This is a genomic window from Stenotrophomonas sp. SAU14A_NAIMI4_8 (genome assembly GCF_003086695.1).
In the GTDB taxonomy this organism is placed as follows: Bacteria; Pseudomonadota; Gammaproteobacteria; order Xanthomonadales; family Xanthomonadaceae; genus Stenotrophomonas.
In genome coordinates this window covers 2,656,612-2,678,508 of the sequence record NZ_CP025999.1, presented here as the reverse complement: position 1 = coordinate 2,678,508, position 21,897 = coordinate 2,656,612, and the positions used below count along the sequence as shown (strand labels likewise).

Here is a 21,897-nt window from a genome sequence, read left to right as displayed (position 1 = left end):
TCACCGCACGCGCACTTCACAGCGACGGTGGGATAACAGGCCATGCTGCCCCCGGAGATCGACGATGTCCGCCACGCCGCAGTCCGCCGCACCCGCTGTGTCCCGCCATCCGTTGGTAACCGTGCTGGCCCTGCTGCTGGTCGTGCTGGGGCTGGTCATCGGTGGCCTAGGCGCGTGGCTGGGTAGCCTGGGCGGCTCCTGGTACTACGCCATCGCCGGTGCCGGCCTGCTGGCCAGCGGCATCCTGCTGTGGGGCAATCGGCGCAGTGGCGCGCTGGTCTACGCGGCGCTGTTCGTCGGCACCGTGCTGTGGACCTGGTGGGAATCGGGCAGCGATTACTGGCGCTGGGTGCCGCGGCTGGGCATGGTGACCGCGCTGGGCATCGTGCTGGCATTCGTGGCGCCCACCCTGCGCGCGCCGGTGCCCAAGCGGCTGTCGCGCAGCGTTGGATGTGTGCTGATCCTGGTCTTCGTGGCCGCCTTTGCACTGGCCTTTGCGCCACACGGCGAAGTGGACGGCCGCCAGCCATACCCCGAGGCCGCCGTCAGTGCCGGCCTGGACCCCACGCGCGACACCACCGGGCTGCAGCCGTCCGACCAACCTGCCGAAGAGGACTGGGCGGCATGGGGCCGCAGCAACGCGGCCACGCGTTTTTCGCCGCTGCAGCAGATCACCCCGAAGAACGTGGGCACGCTGCAGCTGGCCTGGCAGTTCCGCACCGGCGACGTACCCCGCAAGCGCTGGGGGGCCGAGACCACGCCGCTGAAGATCGGCAACCGGCTGTACCTGTGCAGCGCGCGCAACCAGCTGATCGCGCTGGACGCGGCCAGCGGCAATGAAGTCTGGCGCTTCGATCCCAAGGTGCGCGACGCCTCCATTCCCTATACCGCCGCCTGCCGTGGCGTGGCCTATTACGAGCAGCCCAGTGCGCCCACGGTGGCCGATGCCGTGCTGGCCGATGTGGCCGCCGACCTGGCTCTGCCGGCGCCGCCGCCCACCCCGATGCACCGCGCAGCCGCAGACGGCAGCCGTCCGTTCTGCAGTGCCCGCATCATCGAAGGCACGCTGGATGGCCGCCTGATTGCCGTGGATGCCGATACCGGACGACCCTGCGCCGCCTTCGGCAACAACGGCCAGGTGGACATCACCCTGGGCATGGGCGAGGTGCCGCCGGGCTATGTGTCCATCACCTCGCCGCCGGCCATCGTGCGGGGGCTGATCATCACCGGCCACCAGGTGCTGGATGGCCAGCGCCGCGATGCGCCGTCCGGTGTCATCCAGGCCTACGACGCGATGACCGGCAAGCTGCGCTGGGCCTGGGACATGGACCAGCCCGAGCGCAGCGGCCTGCCGCCGCGCGACCAGACCTACACCCGCGGCACCCCCAACATGTGGACCACGGCCACCGGCGATGAGCAGCTGGGCCTGGTCTACCTGCCGATGGGCAATTCGGCCGGTGACTATTGGAGCGGCTCGCGCACCGAGAACCAGAACCGCTACGCCACCTCGCTGGTGGCCCTGGACGTGACCACCGGCAAGCCCGCCTGGCATTTCCAGGCCGTGCGCAAGGATGTCTGGGATTACGACCTGGGATCGCAGGCCAGCCTGATCGATTACCCGACCGCGGCCGGCAAGGTGCCGGCCATCCTGCTGCCCACCAAGCAGGGCGACCTGTACATCCTGGACCGGCGCAACGGCCAACTGCTGACGCCCGCCGAAGAGCGCCCGGTGCCGCAGGGTGGGGTGGAGCCCGAACAGCGCTCGCCCACCCAGCTGTTTTCGCTGTACCACACGCTGCGCCGCGACCATGACCTGACCGAGCGTGACATGTGGGGGCTGACCCCCATCGACCAGCTGGTGTGCCGCATCCAGTTCCGCAAGGCGCACTACGAAGGGTTCTATACGCCGCCCACCAGCGACCGCCACTCCATCGAATACCCCGGCTACAACGGCGGCTCGGACTGGGGAAGCGTGGCCATCGATACGCGGCGCGGCATCATCGTGGCCAACTACAACGACATGCCCAACTACAACCGGCTGGTGCCGCGTGCCGAAGCCGACCGCAAGGGCTGGCTGCCGCGCGAACAGATCCGTGCCGACAACAAGGGCGGTGCCGAAGGGGCAGGCGACCCGCAGGTCGGCACGCCGTATGCGATCGACGTCAATGCCGGTTGGCGCCTGCCGTTCACTGGCCTGCTGTGCAAGCAGCCCCCTTATGGCGGCATCCGCGCCATCGACCTGCGCAGTGGCAAGCTGCTGTGGGACCGCCCGTTCGGTAGCGCGCGCGGCAACGGCCCGTTCGGTATCCGTTCCGGCCTGCCGATCGAGATCGGCACGCCCAACAATGGTGGCGCCGTGGTGACCGCCAGCGGACTGATCTTCATCGCCGCCGCCACCGATGATCTGCTGCGCGCCATCGACCTGAAGACCGGCAAGGAACTGTGGCATGCCAAGCTGCCGGCCGGCGGCCAGGCCAACCCGATGGTGTACGCGCAGGGCGGGCGGCAGTATGTCGTGATCGTCGCGGCCGGGCACCACTTCATGGAAACCCCGAAGGGCGATTACGTGATGGCGTATGCGTTGCCGGAATGACGATGCCCTTGGGGTCGTGTTCTGGATGCCTCCTGGGTACCGCCGATGGAAAGCTGTGACTGGCGTGGCAGAACGTGGACGCGGCAACGGGCAGCATCCATCATCGGAAGAACACGGGGCCAGCCCAGTGCCCCCATGGAAGGCATCGTATGTTGACGTTTCAACGTGTGCGCGGGCGGCGCATCGCAGTTCCGGCGGCACTGCTGACTCTGGCCGCGTGCTTGTGCATTGCGGTACACGCTGCACCTCAGGCGGAGGCACGGAAGCGGCCAAGCGGAGCTCAGCTCCTGGCTGGTGATGCACGACACCTTACGCCGGTGTACGGGCAATGCATGGCCAGCGCCAATGCGCTTGACGCCCGCCAACGCTGTGTCGACGCTGAGTTCAGGATCCATGACACCGCTCTTAACGAAGCTTACGTTGCAGCACGATCGAAGATGGCCGTCGCTGACCAGGTCGTGCTTCGCAATCTGCAGCGGCAGTGGCTTGGCCAGCGTGACAGCAGATGCCCGCAGGCAGGGGATGCCGCGGTCCAGCTGGATGCGCAGCAGTGCCGCACCCATATGACGTTGCTACGCGCCCGTCAGCTGCAGGGCAGTGGGGCTGCAGCCCTGGTCGCCGAAGCCAAAGCAGTCCTAGTCACACCAGCGCAGGGCGCCACCTATACAGCCGACGCCGCGCCTGATGACGACGGCAGGATCATCCTGCAGCCTGGTCAGGGTGTGATCTCGCCTCCATTACAGGTGGCCTTCAACGTGGCCGATTGTAGTGGCACGGACAACGTGACCACCTGTCAGGTGGAGGCGATGAAGGTGACGCGCGGCGCTCGCAACGTCGCTGTCACCGGCGTGCAGCCGCAGCTGACCCGCGCGGGTGCAGGCGCCGGTGCAAAGGTAGCCGAGCTGCTGACAGTCTCCGATCTGAACGGAGACGGTGCGCCGGATCTGCAGGTCTGGTTGGACAACAACGGTGTCTATAACGTCCCCGTGTATGCGTTTTACCTGCTCGACGCCAACGCCAATCGCTATGTTCGTGCAAGCGCGCTGGAAACGGCCATTGGTGGGCGGGACATCGACCGTGTCGAAAACGGCAGGTTTGTTCTGCGCGCCCAAGTCAGTCCGTGCGAGCGCGAGGACAAGGTTATCCAGCTCAGGGGAAGCGAAACGCGCACGTTGCTGGAACACCGCTACAACACCTGCAACGGTGAACGCCCGACCGAATCAGAGCTTCTGAATTAGCGTCCGCAGCGAACGGAATCGATCTGTACAAGGAGTATTGAGATATGAGTGACGGCTATGGAAAAAGCAGCGTCGGATTCGGCCTGACCCGTGATCAGTCGGTGGCGATGATCGTCCGGACCTGCATCGATAATGGCATTACCGATCACCGGCAGATCGCGTATGTGCTGGCGACAGCTCAGCACGAATCGCGCGATTTCGCGGCACCTGAGGAAGATTGGGGAAGGAAGCAGGCAGTGGATCTTCGTTACTTTGGTGGCGAAGAGTACTACGGTCGTGGCTTTGCACATCTTACCCATGTGAACAACTACGAACGGCTGGGTGAGGCACTCGGCATGGGTCGCGAGTTGGCCGAACATCCGGAACGGGCGGCGGAAGCGGAAATCGCTACGAAAGTGCTGGTTGTTGGCATGCGCGACGGTATGTTTGGTGCGCGCCTGTCGGACCATATCAATAGCAATCATGTTGACTATCGGCAGGCACGGGCCTCGGTCAATGGTGGCGAGCTGAACAATGGCAGCCCGTATCCTGACAGCATCGCCGTATTGGCCACCGGTTGGGAGACTGAGGTGGCAGGCTTGGTCCAGCGTGTACAGCAGCCGGGCTTCCAAATGCCGGTGCCGACCAGCCAAGGGCCGGTTGCCGCAATGGACCTTCACCGTGGGGACGCCAGCCAGCACGTGTTCGAGGCACAGCAGTACCTCCAGCGTCTGGGAATGCGCAACAATGCCAATGTCGAGATCAAGCCTGATGGAGACTTCGGCGCATCCACCGAGCAGGCCGTACTCCGTTTTCAGACCGAGCGCGGAATCATTCCGGCCAACGGGCACATCGACGAGGCGTTGATGCAGCGCTTGCGGGCGGACACGCTCACACTCGACCCGGACTTCAAGCGCAGATCGGTGACCGACCTGACCGGCCCACTCGCCGATGGCAACCTGCAGCCCGGCGAGCGGGGGGAGCCGGTGTTCGAGATGCGTCGCCAACTTGAAGCGCTGGGTTATCTGACCGAACCCAACCAACGCCAGGAGCGTGCCGCGCGCACCTATGACGCAGACATGCAGGCCGCAATGCGCAGTTTCCAGCAGGATCAGGGCCTGCCGCTGCGACCGGGCGGTGTCATCGATGGAGATGCGCGACACCAGCTCAACGATGCTGCCGTAGCATTGAGCACGCTCCCACCACAGAGTTCGATCGCGCCGAGAACTGGCCGCCTCAGCGCCCACCCTATACCCGCACCGAGTTTCAGCCGGACCAAGTGCAGGCACGGCAACAGGCCGTTGCCGACCCAGTAGTGCCGGCATCTGAACAAGCGGAACTGGCGTGGGTGCAGCCCGGCAGCGCAGCCCCGTCGCTGTCGCCGAACGATGCCGCGTTGTTCCAGCGCATTCGCGATGGCGCCCCGGATGCCGTTGGTGATGACCATGTTCTACAAGCGGTTCTGGAGTCCAAGCGCAACGGCATCCAGAGTGCCGAGCGCGTGGATCGGGTGATGGTGGCGGGTGATCGACTATGGGTGGCCGGTCTGATACCCGGCGAACGCGCCAGTGTTGATACCGCGCAGCCCGCACGCTCGATGGATGAGACAGCTCGTGAGCTGTCGAGTGAAAGCCTGCAGCGCGAGCAACAATGGGCCATCGACACCCGCCAACACGAGAATCGAGGGCCCTCGCTGGTCTGATGCTGGGGGAGAGTGGCAGCGTAGGATGGCCACAGACTTGGTACGCGAGGAAGTATCCATGTTCATGCGCTTTCGTCTGACAAGCCTGTTGATCCTGGCGCTTACGTTGCCCTCACTTTGTACGCAGACCGCCAACGCGGCCCCACCGGCGCCCGATGCCCGCACAGCCGCCGATGACTGGCTGGCCGCGTTCAATGCAGGCAGCCTGCAGCAGCTGCAGTCCTTTGCCGAGCGCTATGCCAAGACCGAAGGCAGCACCCCGCAGGACTATCTGGAATTCCGCGACTCCACCGGGCCGCTGAAGCTGCTGGAGGTACGGCAGAGCACGCCAATGCAGACCACCCTGCTGGTGCTGGGCGAGCGCAGCGAGCGCGCGCTGCTGGTGCACGCGCAGATGGATCCGGCCCATCCGGCGCAGCTGAAACAGTTCCACCTGGAAGGTACGCCGACGCCGAAGCAATACCAGCCGGCCCGCGTTCCGCTGCCGCAGTTGATGTCCGATGCGCGCACGAAGCTGGATGCGTTGGCGGCCCGCGATGCCCTGTCCGGCAGCGTACTGGTCGCGCAGAACGGGCGCGTGCTGCTGGAATGGACGGGCGGGCTGGCCGACCGTGTCGCGAAGACGCCGGTGGCGGCGCATACCCGCTTCCGGCTGGCTTCATCCAACAAGATGTTCACCGCGGTTGCCATCCTCCAACTGGTGCAGGCCGGCAAGCTTGGTCTGGACGATACGATCGGCAAACACCTGCCGGACTACCCGAACACGACCGTCGCCGAAGCGGTGACCGTGCGGCAGCTGCTGAACCACACCAGCGGCCTGGGCGACTTCTTCGCGGATGATTTCGAACAGTACTCCGCATCATTGAAGACGCTGGACGACTACGTGCAGCGCTTCGCCAAGGATGCACCGCAGTTCACGCCGGGCAGTCAGGACAGCTACTCGAACTACGGCTTCATCGTGCTCGGGCGCCTCATCGAGGCGGTATCCGGCCAGTCGTACTACGACTATGTGGATGCGCGCATCCTGCGACCGGCAGGCATGACCGGCACCGGCTTCGAGCCGGAAGCGGTGGACGTTCCACAGCGTGCGGTCGCCTACACTCGGGTGGATGGGCAATGGGCGCGCGAAACGAAGACGCTGCCCTGGCGTGGCATGTCCGCCGGCGGCGGCTACAGCACCGCCGGCGACATGCTGAAGTTCTGCGAAGCGCTGCGCAGCGGCGCACTGGTCGCGCCAGAGCTGCTGCAGCAGGCCACGCGCGCACAGAACCACAAAGGGTGGTATGGCTACGGCTTCGTGGTACAGGGGCAGGGCCGCCAGCGCCAGTACGGGCACGAGGGCGGCGCACCCGGGTCGAACAGTGCCATCGTGGTGCTGCCCGAGCAGGGTTACGTGGTGATCGGGTTGGCCAACGTCGATCCGGACGCGGTGGGCAATGTGGTCAACTACATCGCCCGACGCCTGCCGCTTTGATCAACGCTTGCCAGGAACCGGCGCATCGGCGGCAATCAGTTTTTCCTGCTTCAGCTCGGCCCAGAAATCGGCGGGAATGGCGATGGCCATCGAGGCCACGTTCGCTTGTACCTGCTCGGCGCTGCGCGCACCGGGAATGATCGAGGACACCACCTCGGGGGCATCGGCGAACTGCAGGGCCGCGGTGCGCAGGTCGATGCCGTGGCGTTCGCAGATGGCGGCGATGCGTGCACGTTTGGCCGGTGCCCACTCGGGAATCGGACTGCCGTACAGGTAGCGCTCGCGGCCGGTCAGATAGCCGGCCAGCAGGGGTGAGCCGACCATCACCGACACGCCTTTCTCGGCCAGCTTCGGGAAGGTGTCGTGCAGGGTGGCTTCGTGGTCCAGCAGCGAGTACTGGCAGGCCAGCAGCATGATGTCCGGATCGGCTTCTGCCACTGCGCGCAACGCGGGCTGGGGGCGATTCACGCCGAAGCCCCAGGCCTTGATCAGCCCTTCCTCGCGCATGCGCGTCAGCTCCGGCATGGCGCCTTTCAGGGCCTCGGTGAAGCGTTGTTCCCAGGGCATGCCCAGGTCGGTGTTCTCGGGCGAAAGATCATGGATCAGCACGATATCCAGCTGCGCCACGCCCAGCCGGTTCAGGCTGTCTTCCACCGAGCGCCGGGTGCCGGCCGCGGAGTAATCATAGGCGTAGCGGAACGGGGCCGGGTCGTGCCAGTTGGTCTTCTGCAACGGTCCGGCGGTGCCGGTCAGCAGGCGCCCGGTCTTGCTGGACAGGGTGTACTGGTCCAGCGCGTGGGTGTGCAGTTCGCGGCCCATGCGCCGTTCGCTCAGGCCCAGCCCGTACCACGGCGATGTATCAAACGTGCGGATGCCGGCCGCCCACGCGGCGGCCATGGTGGCTTGTGCGGCCGCATCGGTGGTGGGCGCCAGGCTGCCGCCCAGCGGCGCCCCGCCCAGTCCCAGGCGGGTCTGCGGGCGATAGCGACCACCTGCCTGCGGCGGGTTGCGGGCCAATGTGGCCCCAGGGCGCGGGGTGCCGCGGGTCGGCAGTACGCTGCCCGGCGCAGGCGATTGCGCGAACAGCGGTGCGGTGGCCGAAAGAGCGGCCGCAGCGGCGGCCAGGGAAAGGAAGCGGCGTCGTGAGGTCACGTCAGTCTCCTGTGCGGAAGGCGGGCGGGTGTCTCGCAGAGCCGTTTCACTGTACCGCGCAGGTGTGTCGGGCGCGTTCACGCGCGGCGCCCGCTCGCACGCTCAGCGCAGCGGCACCCGCACCATCCTGTTCATCAGGTGTTCCACCACGCCGGCCGGATCGGCGCTGCGGCCCACGTGCGTGCTGGACATCTGCACGATGGAGCTGCGCTTGGCGGTGAGGAAATGGAAACGCGCGCGCGCGGGCAACTGCGCGATCGGGCCCGCGTTGGCGTCGCCGCGGCAGATCGCCACGATTGCATCCAGCCAGGGCTGCAGCGCGTCCTGGTCGAGTGCGGGCGCGAACGCGTGCATGCGCGCCGGGTCGATCTCAATGGCCGCTTCCAGATGGCGAGCGCCAGGGCAGGAGACGATCACCCCGACGTTGATGAATTCTTCGCGTTCCACCCGCGGTACCACGCGGATGACCGCATAGTCATACGTGTGCAGCGTGGGCACGGATGGCCTCCTGCACGAACACGGCACGTACCTTCAGGCGGTGCTTGAGATAGTTGATATAGCCCTGGCGGTAGGCCTGCGGGCTGTCGAAGGCCGGCTCGTTGACCAGCCAGCTGTCCGGTACCAGGCCGACGATGCGCTCGATTTCCGCATCGGGAAGGCGCGCGGCCAGTTCGGCATCCACCTCGGCGATGCGGCTGGCGAAGGACAGCAGCACGTGGTCGCGGATCAGCGTGAAGGGCTTCTCGCAGGCATCGGCGGCGTTGTCCCAGTCGTGATGGAAGTACATCGCCGCACCGTGGTCGATCAGGTACAGCTTGCGATGCCAGACCATCAGGTTGGGGTTGCGCGTGGTGCGGTCCACGTTGCTGGTGAAGGCATCGAACCAGACGATGCGCGAGGCCAGGTCGGCGTCGACCGGCATGGCGGCCGGGTCGTAGTTGATCGCGCCGGGCAGGTAGTCCAGGCCCAGGTTCAGGCCTTCGCTGGCGCGGATCAGGTCCTGGATCTCCGGGTCCGGTTCGGTGCGGGCGAACTCGCTGTCCAGCTCAACGAACAGGAGTTCCGGAATCGGCAGGCCCACGCTGCGGGCCATTTCGCCGGCGATCAGCTCAGCAATCAGGGCCTTGGGCCCCTGGCCGGCGCCGCGGAACTTGAGCACGGCCATGCCGTCGTCGTCGGTCTCGACCACGGCGGGCAGGGAACCCCCTTCGCGGAGAGGGGTGATGTAACGGAGGGCATGGACGGTGCGCATGCGCGCATTCTAGCGTGGCGTGCGCAGGGAGCGCCGGAGGATCTTCCGCTGTGCCGGTGCCCGGCAGCCTCGGAGGGGCTGCCGACCGCCTTCTATTGCACGCTCACCAGGCGAACGCAGTCGTGCACTGCCTGGCCATTGGCTGCAGCGTGTTCCGGGACCGTGTCCACCTTGATGCTCAGCTGCGCGCGCTCAAAGCGGTGGTAGATGGTCCGGCCGTGCTCGCCGCGCACCGTTTCCCGGGCAAATCCCGCCGCATGAAGCGCCGTTGCGAACCGGTTGAAATCCACCTGGCAGATGGCGGTGGCCTGCGCCTTCTGCTGTGGACCGGTGTCGATGAAGTTCAGATCCAGTCGCGCGTCCGGCGTGCCAGCCTGTTTCACTTCCAGGCCGTAGCTCCACTCAGAAGTGAGGGCGCCACCATAACCGAAGTGACCGGGTGCGAAGGTGCGGGCGGGCTCGCGCAATGCGGCGGATACGCGCTCGAGGGTCAGGTCGCTTCCGGAGGTTGTGGTCTGGATCAGTTCGAGCAGACGCAACAGTAGCTGTCCGGCGCCCAGTGGTGTGGTGGGCAGGTTATCCGAGGCCGCTGCGACCGCGGCGCCAGGACGTTGCGCTGTCGGCGCGGTGCTCGCCTTGATGGTCATCCCGCGAATGCAACGCTTGCCTTTGCTTTCCTGGGTGCCTGATGCTCCTATCGTATCAACGGATATATCTATTCCAGGCTTTGCAAATGCTTCAGACACCGGCCTCCCGTGCTCGCCATGGACGGTGGCGTTCGAGAATCCCGACTGGACAAGTTCCGAGGAGGCCTGCTCAAAATCCATTGCGCAGATTGCGTCAGTGCTGGCAGACCTTGAGGGCGTCGAATCAAAGAAATCGAGGTCCAGGCGCTTGCCCGTCCTTACATTTCCGGAAAGCTCCAGTGCGAACGTCCAGTCTGATCCGACTCTGTCGCTGTAGCCAACGCGGCCATCGCCGAGATCTTCCGCGGGCGAGCCGAGCATGGATGCAAGCGTTTCTCTGTCTATTTCATTCGGGGATGAAACGCTGGCAGCAAGTTCTACAACCCTTCTCAACAGCTGATCAGCAGCCAGTGGAGAATGCGCTGTAGGCGCTGTGGCGCTGGCCATCCTTGCTGGGCTCTTGCTTTCGTGCGCCTCTGAATAGCGGCTGCAAAAGCTTGAGAGCATGATCAGAATCACCGCGCAGAGGCGTGCGGGTTGCCGTCTAAAAGTCATGATTCCGGTCTCTCTGAGGGAGCTTTTCTGAGCATCGCGCGTTGCCGTTGAAGAGGCAATGAGCAATCGTTTGCTTCTCTGCATGACGATGGTTGATCGATGCGGTGTGCGCAGTTTACGTTTAAGCCCCCCGTCGCGACGTGCGTACGCGGTTGGCAACGGAATGGAGCAATGCGATGGCGTGGGGTGTTGACGAAATCTATCTGGCTGCGACAGCGCGGGCGATGGCTTGGGCTGCGTCATCGTCGTTCGCGCACCTGGCATACGTGGTGAAGGACCCGGTTGCATCGTGCTGGACGCAGAGCTTGCATCGCCACGAAGTTGGCAAGTCGGGCCTGCTGGTGCTCCGCGGTGTGGGCAGTCCGGAGGGGAGTCAGTCCGGGCGCACGCCGGGTGCGGTGCACTGGACCGGGCTGCTGCCGGACGCAGGCGCGGCGCCGGCCGATGCAACTGTCGGCGCGCAGCTCCAGGCCTATATCACGCAGGTGGACATGCGCGGCCTGGATGCGCCGGATACCTTCCGTATGTGGTTGCGCGATCTGTCGCACCGCCTGCAGCAGCCGGTGATGTTCTACACCGCATCAACGTTCGGTGGGTCATACGACTACGACTATGCGCTGACCTACACGCCGCAGGAGCGTCTGCATGCAACGCGTTTCGACGGCCTGCGTCCCTGCAGCCCAACGGCGCTGCAGTCAGGCCTCGCGTGCCTGTCGATCACGCTGCCAACTACCTTTTTCGCGCTGCACGAGCGGGCTTTCGACTGGCCGTCGCGGGCGTTGCTGCGCTGAGCCAGCAGAGTCGGCTGCTGCTGTCGGAGTGACCACGGCCGTATGAATGCGTGGGGCTTCAGCTGTGCTTCCTGCAGTGGGTGAACTTACCGGAGGTCGCGCAGCATCGGCACCGAACGTAACGGCCGCTGTCTGCCAGTACCCGTGTCCCTGCATTGGACCCGATCTTCACTTCCCCCTGCCGCAGCCGATGGCAGCATCGAGCCGTGGGGAGACTGAACCGGCCAGGATGGCCGTGGTGTACGCAAGCTGCCATCCTTCAAGCGTTTCCACGATGTACTTGCAGGCTTTGGAGGTGCACCGATGAGCGACGAATCCATTCCCATGCTGCCGCCACTGGACAACGCCAAGGCGCGGCAGATGATCGGCAAGGTGGTATTGGTCGGCATCACCCGTTATGGCGGTGATGGCCAGATGCGCGATCAGCAGCAGTATTCAGGTACCGTGCTGCGCATCAGCGCCGAAGAGGGCGTGGTGCTGGCCGACGAGGACGATGGCCACGAGCATTATCTGCCACCGATGCTGGACCAGTACCGGCCGGCCGAGCCGGGCGAGTATCAGCTGCGTACCGGGGGCGCCATCGTGGTGGACCCCGATTACCTGACCACCTGGGATCTGCACGCCCAGCAGTAAAACACCGACCCCGTTTCGCCGGGCATGGCCCGGCGCTACCGGAGGTTGCCAACGCCCGTGGTAGCGCCGGGCCATGCCGGGCGTGCATTGCTTCCGGCCCATGGACGGGCGGGGCCGGGGTGCTAGATTCGGTGCATGCCCATAGCACGGGCACCGGATCGAACCCAGGGGTTGAGGATGCTCATTCGTCGTACGTCACTGGCAGCGGCCATCGCCGTTGCTTCCTTCGGCCTGCTGGCCGCCGGCCCGGCACTTGCCGATTACGCAAAGCCGCCAGAACAACTGCTCAAGGTGCTGAAGGCACCGCCGCCGCCGGTTCCCAGCGTGGACCCCAGCGGCCAGCGCCTGTTGCTGACCACCGCACAGACCTATCCGTCCATCGCCCGCGTGGCCCAGCCCTACCTGAAGCTGGCCGGCGTGCGTCTGGAGCCGAAGAACCGCAGCCGCCATGACACTCCCGGTGGTTACGGCATTCCGGCCTGCGTGGCCGACTTCAGCGTGGTGGAGATCGCCAGCGGCAAGACCACCCCGGTGACGCTGCCGCAGGGCTGCGCCGGCGGCGCGCAGTGGTCGGCCGACGGCCGCCATTTCGCGTTCCAGAATGCGGTGGCCGACAGCGTGCAGCTGTGGGTGGGCGACGCCGCCACCGGCCAGGTCAAGCAGGTGCCGGGCGTGCAGCTGAACCCGATCTTCGGCAGCACCGTGCAGTGGCTGGGCGGCAGCAACAACCTGCTGGTGAAGCTGGTGCCGGCCAACCAGGGCGCCGCGCCGTCCAACGGCGGCGTGCCGACCGGCCCGGATGCACAGGAATCGCTGGGCAGCAGTGGCGAAAGCAGCACCTACGAGGCCCGCGATACGCTGACCAGCGTGCACGATGAAAAGCTGTTCGCGTACTACGGCGCTTCGCAGCTGGCCGTGGTCGACACCGCCAGCGGCCAGGTGCGCCCGGTGGGCAGCGCCGCGATCTTCAACGACGTGAGCGCGGCGCCCGATGGCGTGCACGTGCTGACCGAATCGATCAAGCCGCCGTTCTCGCATGCGGTCACCTACCAGCGCTTCGCCAACGATGTGGCGGTGCTGGACATCACCAGTGGCAAGAGCACCGCCATCGCCAGCCTGCCGCTGGCCGACCGCGTGCCGGTGCACGGCGTGCCCGAAGGCCCGCGCGGTTTTGACTGGCGCTCCACCGATCCGGCCACCCTGGTCTATGCCGAAGCGCTGGACAAGGGCGACTGGAAGGTGACTGTGCCGCACCGCGACCGTGTGCTGATGCTGAAGGCGCCGTTCAACGGCAAGCCGGTGGAGATCGCCCGCACCGCGCAGCGGTTCGAAGGCCTGGCCTGGTCGGCCGACCCGGCCGTGTCGTTCCTGTTCGAGAATGATGAGAACCGGCACTGGGTGCAGACCCGCATCGTTGATGTCGACCAGCCGAAGAAGGAAGGTCGCCTGCTGTGGGACATGTCCAGCGATGAGCTGTACGGCGATCCGGGCAACCTGGTGTTCAAGCGCCTGCCCAACGGTGCGGCCGTGGTGCGCCAGGAAGGCAATTTCGTGTTCCTGCGCGGGCAGGGGGCTTCGCCGCAGGGTGACCGCCCGTTCCTGGACCGCCTGGACCTGGGTTCGCTGAAGAGCGAGCGCCTGTTCCGCAGCGATGCCGATGCCTACGAGCAGTTCCTTGGTTTCAGCAACACGCCCGGCCGCTACCTGACCTGGCACCAGTCGGTGATGGACCCGCCGAATGCCTTCGTGCGCCAGCAGGGTGAAGCGGTGGCCGCTGCGAAAGAAGGCGAGGCGCAGTTCGCCTCCACTGCCACCGCACTGACCACGCTGACCGACCCGACCCCGGAAGTGCGGCAGATCAAGAAGCAGCTGGTGACCTACAAGCGCGCCGATGGCGTGGATCTGTCCTTCACCCTGTACACCCCGCCGGGCTACAAGGAAGGCCAGCGCGTGCCGGCCATCCTGTATGCCTATCCGGCGGACTTCGCCAATGCCGCGCAGGCCGGGCAGGTGTCCGGTTCGCAGCAGACCTTCACCCGCCTGCAGCCCTACCGGCTGATGCTGCTGGCCGGTTACGCGATCATCGACAATGCCTCGTTCCCGATCGTCGGCGATCCCAAGACTGCCTATGACACCTACCTGGAGCAGCTGGAAGCCGACGCCAAGGCGGCGGTGGACAAGGCCGTGGACATGGGCGTGGTCGACCGCAACCGTATCGGTGTGACCGGCCACAGCCACGGCGGTCTGATGACCGCCAACCTGATCGCCCACACCAACCTGTTCAAGGCCGGTGTGGCGACCAGCGGCTCGTACAACAAGACCTTCACCCCGTTCGGCTTCCAGAACGAGCGTCGGTCGGTGTGGCAGGCGCAGGACGTGTACCTGAAGGCCTCGCCGTTCTTCTACGCCGACAAGATCAAGCTGCCGCTGCTGCTGGTACACGGCGAGGACGATGCCAACCCGGGCACCGAACCGTTCCAGTCGCGCAAGCTGTACCAGGCGATCCGTGGCAATGGTGGTACCACCCGCCTGGTCATGCTGCCCAACGAGCCGCACTGGTACACCGCGCTGGAATCGAACGAACAGCTGGTATCGGAAATGCTGAACTGGTTCGACACCTACGTGAAGAACGCCCGGTAACGTCGAGCTCGCTCGACTGCCTTTGTAGAGTCGAGCTCGCTCGACTGCTGTAAACAGGGCCGCCCCAGGGCGGCCCTTCTTGCCACGGATACTCATGACAAAGGCTGTGCAGAAAATCTCAGGATGGGGATGGCTGCTGATCGGCCTGTTGTCCAGCGGCACAGCCGCCGTGGGTTGCACCGCGCTGGGCCGGTTTGCGATCCCGCAGTTCGTTGAGCGGTTTGCCGAAGCGGGCCAGCCGCTGCCGCTGATCACCCAGCTGTTTGCCAACAATTACGGGCTGGCCTGGCTGGGTCCAGCGCTGGTGGTTGCCGCCTGGCTGGCAGGACGTGCGCGGCTGTCGGCGTTGATCGGCAGCGTGGCGGTGATGCTGGCAACTCCGCTCGCCCTGTTTGCCGCCTACCTGCCGTTGTTCAAGCTGGGCACGTTGTACTGATCGGCGCGCGGCCCGATGGCCGCGATCGTGACCGGGTACCGCCAACCATGACCTCCGGCCCGTCGCAGGGCGCTCAGCGCGTACTACTCTCAGTGATTCAAGGCGCGTGCGTGCCACCTTCCACTGGAGTTGTCGATGTCCCGTTCGTTGCTGGTCGTCGTTTCCGCAGTGTTGACGCTGTCCCCGCTGCCGCTGCTGGCCGCCAGGGCGCCCGCACAGGACCTGGCCGCCGAGGTCAATCCTTTCATCGGCACCACCAACGCCGGCAACGTCTACCCGGGGCCCACGGTGCCCTTCGGCATGGTGGCCTTCAGCCCGGAAATGACCGCGCTGCCAGGCAAGCGTTTTCCCATTGCCGCCCCCGGTGGCTACGAGTGGCGCAGCAACGGCGTGCGCGGTTTCAGCCTGACCCACGTCAATGGAACCGGCTGTACCGGTGCCAGCGGCGATATTCCGCTCATGCCGGTCACGCTGCCGGTAGAGCTGTCGCCGTCTTCAGCCGATGCCGGCATGCGTTACACCAGCCTGCTGGACCACCGTAAGGAATCGGCCAGCCCCGGCGCCTACACACTCACCCTGGACAACGGGGTGGCGGTCAGCCTGGCGGCCACGGCGCGCACCGCGGTCGGCCAGTTCCAGTTCCCGGCCGACAAGCCGGCCAACCTGTTGTTCCGCACCTCCGACAGCGAAGTGGGCAGCAGCGATTCGACCCTCATCATCGACCCGTCCACGCGCACCGTGCGCGGTTCGGTCACCAGCGGCAACTTCTGCGGCTATCTGGCTGAAGATCGCCGCGAGAGCTACTACACCCTGCATTTCGTGGCCGAGTTCGACCAGCCCTTCGAGGTGGGGGGCACCTGGCGCGATGACACCGTGCAGGCCGGCGCACGCGAGGGCGGCGGCGGCACCACCTATGGCAGCAAGGGCCACCCACCGGCCGGCAAGGGCGCGGGTGGCTGGATCAGTTTCGATGCCACGCGCACGCCGGTGGTGACCGCACGCATCGGCATTTCCTACGTGGATGAAGCCGGCGCGCGGGCCAACCTGCGCCGCGAGAGTCCGCAGGGCACCACGGTGGCCGCCACCCAGGCCGCCACGCGTGCGAAGTGGAATGACCTGCTGGGCCAGGTGCGGGTGCAGGGTGGCACGCCCGATGAGCGGACCGTGTTCTACACCGCGCTGTACCACGCCATGCTGGCGCCCAACCTGCACAGCGATGCCGATGGGCGTTACCGCGGCATGGACGGCAGGGTGCACGCGCTGGCCAAGCGGCAGCAGGCGCAGTACGCCAATTACTCGGGCTGGGATGTCTACCGTTCGCAGCTGCAGCTGCTGACCCTGCTGCAGCCGCAGGTGGGCTCGGACGTGGCGCAGTCGCTGCTCAACCAGGCCGACCAGAACGGCGGGGTGTGGGATCGCTGGACCCACATCACCGGCGCCACCGGCGTGATGAACGGCGATCCATCGCCGCCGTCGGTGGCGGCCATCCATGCGTTCGGCGGGCGCAGTTTCGATCTGCAGCGTGCCTACGCCTCGCTTAAGAAGGCCGCGACCGTTCCGACCGCGCGCGATCTCGACACGCGTGGTTGCCCGGTGTTGTGCGTGGGCCAGCGCCCGGGCCTGGACCAGTGGCTGGCGCTGAACTACATGCCCGAAGGAGCACCGGGGTGGGGGAGCGCGGCCGATACGCTGGAAATGGTCAGCGCCGATTTCGGCCTGTCCGAACTGGCGCTGGCGGCCGGCGATGTGCAGGGGGCGCGCCAGTTCCGTGAGCGCTCCGGTTGGTGGCGCAATCTGTACAACCCGAAGGCCACCGCGCAGCAGGGCTACATCCAGCCGCGCAACGCAGATGGCAGCTGGCCGGCGTTCGACCCGGCCGCCGACGAAGGTTTTGTCGAAGGCAGCGGTGCGCAGTACCTGTGGATGGTGCCGTTCGATCCCGCCGGGCTGTTCGCAGCATTGGGTGGGCGCGAGGCCAGCATCGCGCGGCTCGATGCGTTCTTCCGCAAGCCCGACGGTACATGGGCGGTGACCAAGTCCGGCCCGCTGCACGCCGAACTGGACAACGAACCATCCATCGCCGCGCCGTGGCTGTACAACTTCCTCGGCCAGCCGTGGAAGACCCAGGAAACCGTGCGGCAGGCGATGCGCCAGATCTGGACCAACACGCCCGAGGGCATGCCCGGCAACGATGACCTTGGCCAGATGTCGTCGTGGTACGTGTGGTCGGCGCTGGGCCTGTACCCGGTGTACCCGGGTCGCGCGGACCTGGTGATCGGCAGCCCATTGTTCACCGAAGCGGTGATCACCCGCCCGGGTGCGAAGATCGTGGTGCGTGCACGCGGCGCAGCGATGGATGCGCCGTACGTGCAGTCGCTGCGGGTGGACGGCAGGGCCAGCAACGCAAGCTGGCTGCCGGCCAGTTTCGTACAGCGCGGCGGCACCCTGGACTTCGAGCTGGGTAGCACCAAGAACGAGCAGTGGGGCGCGCAGGATGTTCCGCCCTCCCACGGCCCCCGCTGATCGATGCCCTGTGAGGATGAACCACCGGTAGATCCACGCCATGCGTGGATGAGCCGCCCCCCGACCGTGCCGGCCTCACCGTGCAACAGGCAAACGGCAGCCAGAGTCTCCAGGAACAACAATGAGCCACTTTCTACTTACCCGATGCTGCGCCACCGCAGTGGCCCTCGCAATGAGCGCCACCTGCGCTCAGGCGCGGCCGCCCGTGGCGATCAATCCTTTGCTGGTGAAGCCCGTGGACCAGCTCCGCCCGGATGAGGTGCGCTACATGCAGCAGCGCCTTTCCGACTGGCCCGATCTGGGCCGCTACCGTGAAGCCAATGCGCGCGTGCCCGCCAAGCAGGCCGGCGTGCCGCGCGTGCTGTTCTTCGGCGATTCCATTACCCAGGGGTGGGGCGAAAAGGATCCTGCGGCGTTCTTCCCCGGCAAGGGCTATCTCAACCGCGGTATCAGCGGGCAGACCACGCCGCAGATGCTGCTGCGCTTCGGCCAGGATGTCATCGCGCTGCAGCCGGACGTGGTGGTCATCCTTGCCGGTACCAACGATATCGCCGGCAACACCGGTGCCAGCACGCAGGCGATGATCGAAGACAACCTGCACGCGATGGTCGAGCTGGCGCGCGTGCACGGCATACGCGTGGTGGTGGCGTCGGTACTGCCGGTGAGCGAGTACCCGTGGATGCCGGGCATCGAACCTGCGCCGAAGGTGCGCGCCCTGAACGCCGCGCTCAAACAGTACGCCCACGCGCAGGGGCTCGTGTACCTGGACTATTACAAGGTCATGGCCAATGCAGCCGGTGGCCTGGATCCGGCCCTGGCCGCCGACGGCGTGCACCCCACCGCGAAGGGTTATGCGCTGATGGCGCCGTTGGCTGAGGCCGCTATTGCGCGCGCATTGGCACAGAAGCCGCGCCGCTAGAGCGCGCGCTGCTCAGGCAGCGTGGCCATCGCGGTCGGCCAGCGCAGCGCACAGCCACTGGCAAAAACCTTGTACCAGAGGGTCTTCCGCGCTGTCGTCGTGGACCAGCCAACTCCACTGCGGGCCACGTACCCGCGCTGTGGCGAGCGGATGCAGCAGGCCGCGTTCGCGGGCGGTGGCCGACAGCAGCTCGCTGACCAGGGCAATGCCCAGGCCCTGGCAGGCGGCATCCAGCAACTGCCCGGGCTCGGAAAAATTCATGCCTTCGCTGCGCTGGCCAACGTCGGCGCCACCCTGTACCTGCCATTGGCTCCAGTCCATTTCGCGCTCGCCATGCAGGGTCAAGCGCTGTGCGCTGGGGCGTGACAGCAGATCCGGATGGCAGGCGGGATACAACTGGTCCTGCAGCAGCACGCGGAACTGGCACTCGGCCTGTGCCTGCAGATCGTCGCGCACCGCGATGTCCACGGTCTGGGTGGTCATGTCCGGCGGGTCTTCGCTGGTCAGCAGCCACAGGTCGGCTTCGGGAAAGCGCTCGGCGAAGGCCGCCAGCCTGGGGACCAGCCAATGGCGGGCAAAGGCGGGCGTGGTGTTCACGATCAACTGGTTGGGCTTGCGGTACTGATCGAGGCGACGGATGCCACTGGCCAGTTGCCGCAGCAGGGCCTGGGTGGTTTCCAGCAGATCAACGCCGGCATCGGTGAGCGTCACGCTGCGCCCCTGGCGGAAGAACAGCGGCTGCTGCAGGGACTCCTCCAGGCCTCGGATCTGCTGGCTGATGGCCGATTGGCTCAGGTGCAGCGCTTCAGCGGCACGATGGAAACTGCCCAGCCGGGCAGCCGCCTCGAAACCACGCAGGGCCGTGAGTGAGGGCCAGTGCTTGAGCATTTCAGATAAGTAGAAGTGATCAGAAGTTGGGTAAATTTATCGTTTGTGCTTAACAGTGGGCAAGCGCAGCATGCATTTCATCCCTTGCGCCCCTGTCGGATCCCGCCATGAATACCCGTCGCTACTTTCTGAACCAACTGGCCACTGCTGCCGGTCTGGGCGCCGTCGCGGCACTGGGCCTGGGCGGCACGGCCACGCGTGTGCAGGCATCGACTGTGCCTGGCTGGCGCATGCCCGACGAGCACGCCCCGCAGGAACGGGTGTTCCTGGCCTTCGCGGCGCAGCCGCGGGTCTGGGGGGCGCAGGCCGGTGCCGTGAACGAGGCCATTGCCCGCCTGGCACGCACCATCGCGCGCTACCAGCCGGTCAGCGTGCTGTGCCGGCCGGCAGATCTGCCGTTGGCGCGGGCGCGCTGTGGCCGCGACAACATAGAGTTCCTCGACGTTGCGCTGGATGACATCTGGGTGCGCGACTACGGCGGCTGCTTCGTTACCGACCACCGCGGTGGGCTGGGCCTGGTCGACTTCAACTTCAATGGCTGGGGTGGCAAGCAATCCGCGCGCAACGATGGCGCCGTGGCGCGCTGGCTGGCACAGGCCACCGGTGCCACCCTGCTGGAAAGCGATCTGGTGGGCGAGGGCGGTGGCATCGAGGTCGATGGGCATGGCACGGCCATCCTCACCGAAAGCTGCTGGGTGAACCGCAACCGAAATCCGGGCTGGTCGCGTGCCGATATCGAAGCCGAACTGAAACACCATCTCGGCCTGCGCAAGGTCATCTGGCTGCCGGGCATTGCCGGTGAAGACATCACCGATGCACACGTGGATTTCTATGCGCGCTTCGTGCGCCCGGGCGTGGTGATCGCCAACCTGGACAACGATCCGGAATCCTACGATTACGACCTGACCCGCGAGCATCTGCGTATCCTGCGCGCAGCAACCGATGCCGACGGTCGCAGGCTGCAGGTGCATACGCTGCCGCCGCCGCTGGGTGGGCGCGACAACGTGCATACCCGTGACAATGATGATCTGGCCCGGGGCTACATCAATTACCTGCCGATCAATGGTGCGGTGATCGCACCGCAGTTTGGCGATGCGAAGGCCGATGGCTACTGCCGTGAACTGCTGCAGGACCTGTATCCCGGTCGCACCATCGAGCAGGTGGATATCGATGCGATTGCTGGCGGTGGCGGCGGCATCCACTGCGTCACCAAGAACATGCCGCAGGTCTGAGCGGCGCTGCTCAGCCGTCGTCGCGCTTCAACGCCGCATCTGCCGCCAGCAGCGCTTCGGCCGCTGCACTCAGTGGCGGCGAGGGCGGCGTAGTGCTGCCAATGGCCTCCATCATCCGTTCCATGCCGACGAAGGCACGCGCGCGCCGGTCGTAGATGCCGGTGACCAGCAACGCCCGCGTGGCGATTTTCTGTTCCGGCCCGATCAGTACGCGTTGTTCCATGATCACCCGCGTGCCCACCCAGCCGGCAAGTCGGGTTTCCAGGGTGTAGCGCTGGAACGGGCGCAGTTCGCGGCGGAACTGGATGGTGCCGGCGCCGACGATGGGCGCCCATTTCTCGCGCAGCGCCACCTTGCCCAGGCCCATGCGCAGGATCAGGTCCAGCCGGCCCAGATCATAGATGTTCCAGTAGCGGCCGTTGGTCATGTGCAGGTTGCTGTCCAGGTCGTTGGGCAGCACGCGGAACTGCAGGCGTGACACCCCGAACGGGGCATCCAGGCGCGGGCGGAAGAGGCTGCACAGCAGCAGGTGGAGCAGGCGGAACCAGAGATTCATGGCTATGACGACTGTTATAGAACGGGCGTTACGCTAATCTATGACGACTGTCCTAGCAAGGAGCCCAGCATGAGCCCACGCGCGAGCGATGCCCCCCAGCGTGTCATCGATGCGGCGGCCCAGATGCTGGCGCGGGTGGGCCTCAATGCCACCAGCATCCGCGAGGTCACCAAGCTGGCCGAAGCCCCGCTGGGGTCGACCTACCACCACTTCCCCGGCGGCAAGCAGGAACTGCTGGCCAAGGCCACGACGCTGGCCGGCGACAAGGTGGAAGCCCTGCTACTGGAACTGCTGCGCGATGGCGCCGTGCCTGGTCTGGAACGATTCCTGGCGATGTGGCGCGAGCGCCTGCTGCGCTCGCAGTTCCGGGCCGGCTGCCCGGTACTTGCCGCGGCCGTGGAAGAGCCCGTGGAGGCGGTTGCCAGCCAGCCGCGCGCGGCGGCGGCCGAGGTGTTCGCGCGCTGGCAGGGGCACCTGGCCCAGGCCTTCATCAGCGATGGTCATGCGCCGGAACAGGCCGCGGCTCTGGCCAGCCTGGTCATTGCCAGCGTGGAAGGCGCGGTGGCGATGAGCCGCGCGCTGCAGGACATCGCCCCGTTCGACCAGGTAGCCGCGCAACTGCTGAAGGCGGCGCGCGTGGGTTGAGCG

General features: G+C 66.2%; 19 protein-coding genes. 13 read left to right on the top strand and 6 right to left on the bottom strand.

What is annotated here, in order from left to right; genetic code table 11:
* Positions 1-64 precede the first annotated feature (64 nt).
* The 5 genes from C1930_RS12365 (at position 65) to C1930_RS12350 (ending at position 6,986) form a co-directional block, all read left to right on the top strand.
* On the top strand, positions 65-2,593 hold the full coding sequence (locus C1930_RS12365) for a membrane-bound PQQ-dependent dehydrogenase, glucose/quinate/shikimate family (RefSeq protein WP_108771875.1): 2,529 nt from the start codon (positions 65-67) through the stop codon (positions 2,591-2,593).
* A 332-nt stretch (positions 2,594-2,925) separates the two neighbouring features.
* Positions 2,926-3,831 carry a lysozyme inhibitor LprI family protein gene (locus tag C1930_RS12360; RefSeq protein ID WP_234412660.1) on the top strand — a complete coding sequence of 302 codons (906 nt, stop codon included), beginning with the start codon at positions 2,926-2,928 and terminating at the stop codon, positions 3,829-3,831.
* Between the two features lie 44 nt (positions 3,832-3,875).
* Positions 3,876-5,126 carry a peptidoglycan-binding protein gene (locus C1930_RS12355; RefSeq protein WP_234412659.1) on the top strand — a complete coding sequence of 417 codons (1,251 nt, stop codon included), beginning with the start codon at positions 3,876-3,878 and terminating at the stop codon, positions 5,124-5,126.
* Entirely contained in the window at positions 5,126-5,512 is a 387-nt protein-coding gene (locus tag C1930_RS20560; protein ID WP_234412658.1) for a hypothetical protein, read from the top strand. The genes C1930_RS12355 and C1930_RS20560 overlap by 1 nt, the downstream gene beginning before the upstream one ends.
* 58 nt (positions 5,513-5,570) lie before the next feature.
* Complete coding sequence (locus C1930_RS12350) at positions 5,571-6,986, top strand: serine hydrolase domain-containing protein (RefSeq protein WP_108771873.1); 1,416 nt, start codon at positions 5,571-5,573, stop codon at positions 6,984-6,986.
* Here the strand turns inward: C1930_RS12350 and C1930_RS12345 are convergent, their stop codons facing one another.
* The 4 genes from C1930_RS12345 to C1930_RS20555 form a co-directional block, all read right to left on the bottom strand.
* Entirely contained in the window at positions 6,987-8,138 is a 1,152-nt protein-coding gene (locus tag C1930_RS12345; protein WP_108771872.1) for an aldo/keto reductase, read from the bottom strand.
* A 102-nt stretch (positions 8,139-8,240) separates the two neighbouring features.
* Positions 8,241-8,636 carry a DUF3037 domain-containing protein gene (locus tag C1930_RS12340; protein ID WP_108756571.1) on the bottom strand — a complete coding sequence of 132 codons (396 nt, stop codon included), beginning with the start codon at positions 8,634-8,636 and terminating at the stop codon, positions 8,241-8,243.
* Positions 8,614-9,390, bottom strand: a complete 777-nt coding sequence (locus C1930_RS12335) for a HipA family kinase (RefSeq protein WP_108756570.1) — start codon at positions 9,388-9,390, stop codon at positions 8,614-8,616. The genes C1930_RS12340 and C1930_RS12335 overlap by 23 nt, the downstream gene beginning before the upstream one ends.
* A 92-nt stretch (positions 9,391-9,482) precedes the next feature.
* Positions 9,483-10,523 carry a hypothetical protein gene (locus tag C1930_RS20555; protein WP_234412657.1) on the bottom strand — a complete coding sequence of 347 codons (1,041 nt, stop codon included), beginning with the start codon at positions 10,521-10,523 and terminating at the stop codon, positions 9,483-9,485.
* A gap of 284 nt (positions 10,524-10,807) precedes the next feature.
* Here C1930_RS20555 and C1930_RS12325 point away from each other — a divergent pair, with 284 nt between their 5' ends.
* The 6 genes from C1930_RS12325 (at position 10,808) to C1930_RS12300 (ending at position 18,573) form a co-directional block, all read left to right on the top strand.
* On the top strand, positions 10,808-11,422 hold the full coding sequence (locus tag C1930_RS12325; protein WP_108771871.1) for a hypothetical protein: 615 nt from the start codon (positions 10,808-10,810) through the stop codon (positions 11,420-11,422).
* Positions 11,423-11,725: 303 nt separating this feature from the next.
* Entirely contained in the window at positions 11,726-12,055 is a 330-nt protein-coding gene (locus C1930_RS12320; RefSeq protein ID WP_108753511.1) for a hypothetical protein, read from the top strand.
* A 177-nt stretch (positions 12,056-12,232) separates the two neighbouring features.
* Positions 12,233-14,695, top strand: coding sequence for a prolyl oligopeptidase family serine peptidase (locus C1930_RS12315; RefSeq protein ID WP_108771870.1), 2,463 nt, complete (start codon positions 12,233-12,235; stop codon positions 14,693-14,695).
* Positions 14,696-14,789: 94 nt separating this feature from the next.
* Complete coding sequence (locus C1930_RS12310) at positions 14,790-15,131, top strand: hypothetical protein (RefSeq protein ID WP_159093607.1); 342 nt, start codon at positions 14,790-14,792, stop codon at positions 15,129-15,131.
* A gap of 135 nt (positions 15,132-15,266) precedes the next feature.
* The gene (locus tag C1930_RS12305; RefSeq protein WP_108771868.1) at positions 15,267-17,654 is read left to right on the top strand and encodes a GH92 family glycosyl hydrolase; all 2,388 of its coding nucleotides are present in this window, start codon (positions 15,267-15,269) and stop codon (positions 17,652-17,654) included.
* A gap of 172 nt (positions 17,655-17,826) precedes the next feature.
* Positions 17,827-18,573 carry an SGNH/GDSL hydrolase family protein gene (locus C1930_RS12300; protein WP_234412656.1) on the top strand — a complete coding sequence of 249 codons (747 nt, stop codon included), beginning with the start codon at positions 17,827-17,829 and terminating at the stop codon, positions 18,571-18,573.
* 12 nt (positions 18,574-18,585) lie between these two features.
* Here the strand turns inward: C1930_RS12300 and C1930_RS12295 are convergent, their stop codons facing one another.
* Positions 18,586-19,461: a LysR family transcriptional regulator gene (locus tag C1930_RS12295; RefSeq protein WP_108771866.1), complete on the bottom strand. Its 876-nt coding sequence runs from the start codon at positions 19,459-19,461 to the stop codon at positions 18,586-18,588.
* Between the two features lie 107 nt (positions 19,462-19,568).
* Between C1930_RS12295 and C1930_RS12290 the strand changes: the two genes are divergently transcribed.
* Positions 19,569-20,693, top strand: a complete 1,125-nt coding sequence (locus C1930_RS12290; RefSeq protein ID WP_108771865.1) for an agmatine deiminase family protein — start codon at positions 19,569-19,571, stop codon at positions 20,691-20,693.
* A 10-nt stretch (positions 20,694-20,703) separates the two neighbouring features.
* Here C1930_RS12290 and C1930_RS12285 read toward each other — a convergent pair whose 3' ends face one another.
* Entirely contained in the window at positions 20,704-21,249 is a 546-nt protein-coding gene (locus C1930_RS12285; protein WP_108771864.1) for a thioesterase family protein, read from the bottom strand.
* Positions 21,250-21,318: 69 nt separating this feature from the next.
* Between C1930_RS12285 and C1930_RS12280 the strand changes: the two genes are divergently transcribed.
* Positions 21,319-21,894 (top strand): TetR/AcrR family transcriptional regulator, encoded by a 576-nt coding sequence (locus tag C1930_RS12280; protein ID WP_108771863.1) that lies wholly within the window; start codon positions 21,319-21,321, stop codon positions 21,892-21,894.
* Positions 21,895-21,897: the final 3 nt, after the last annotated feature.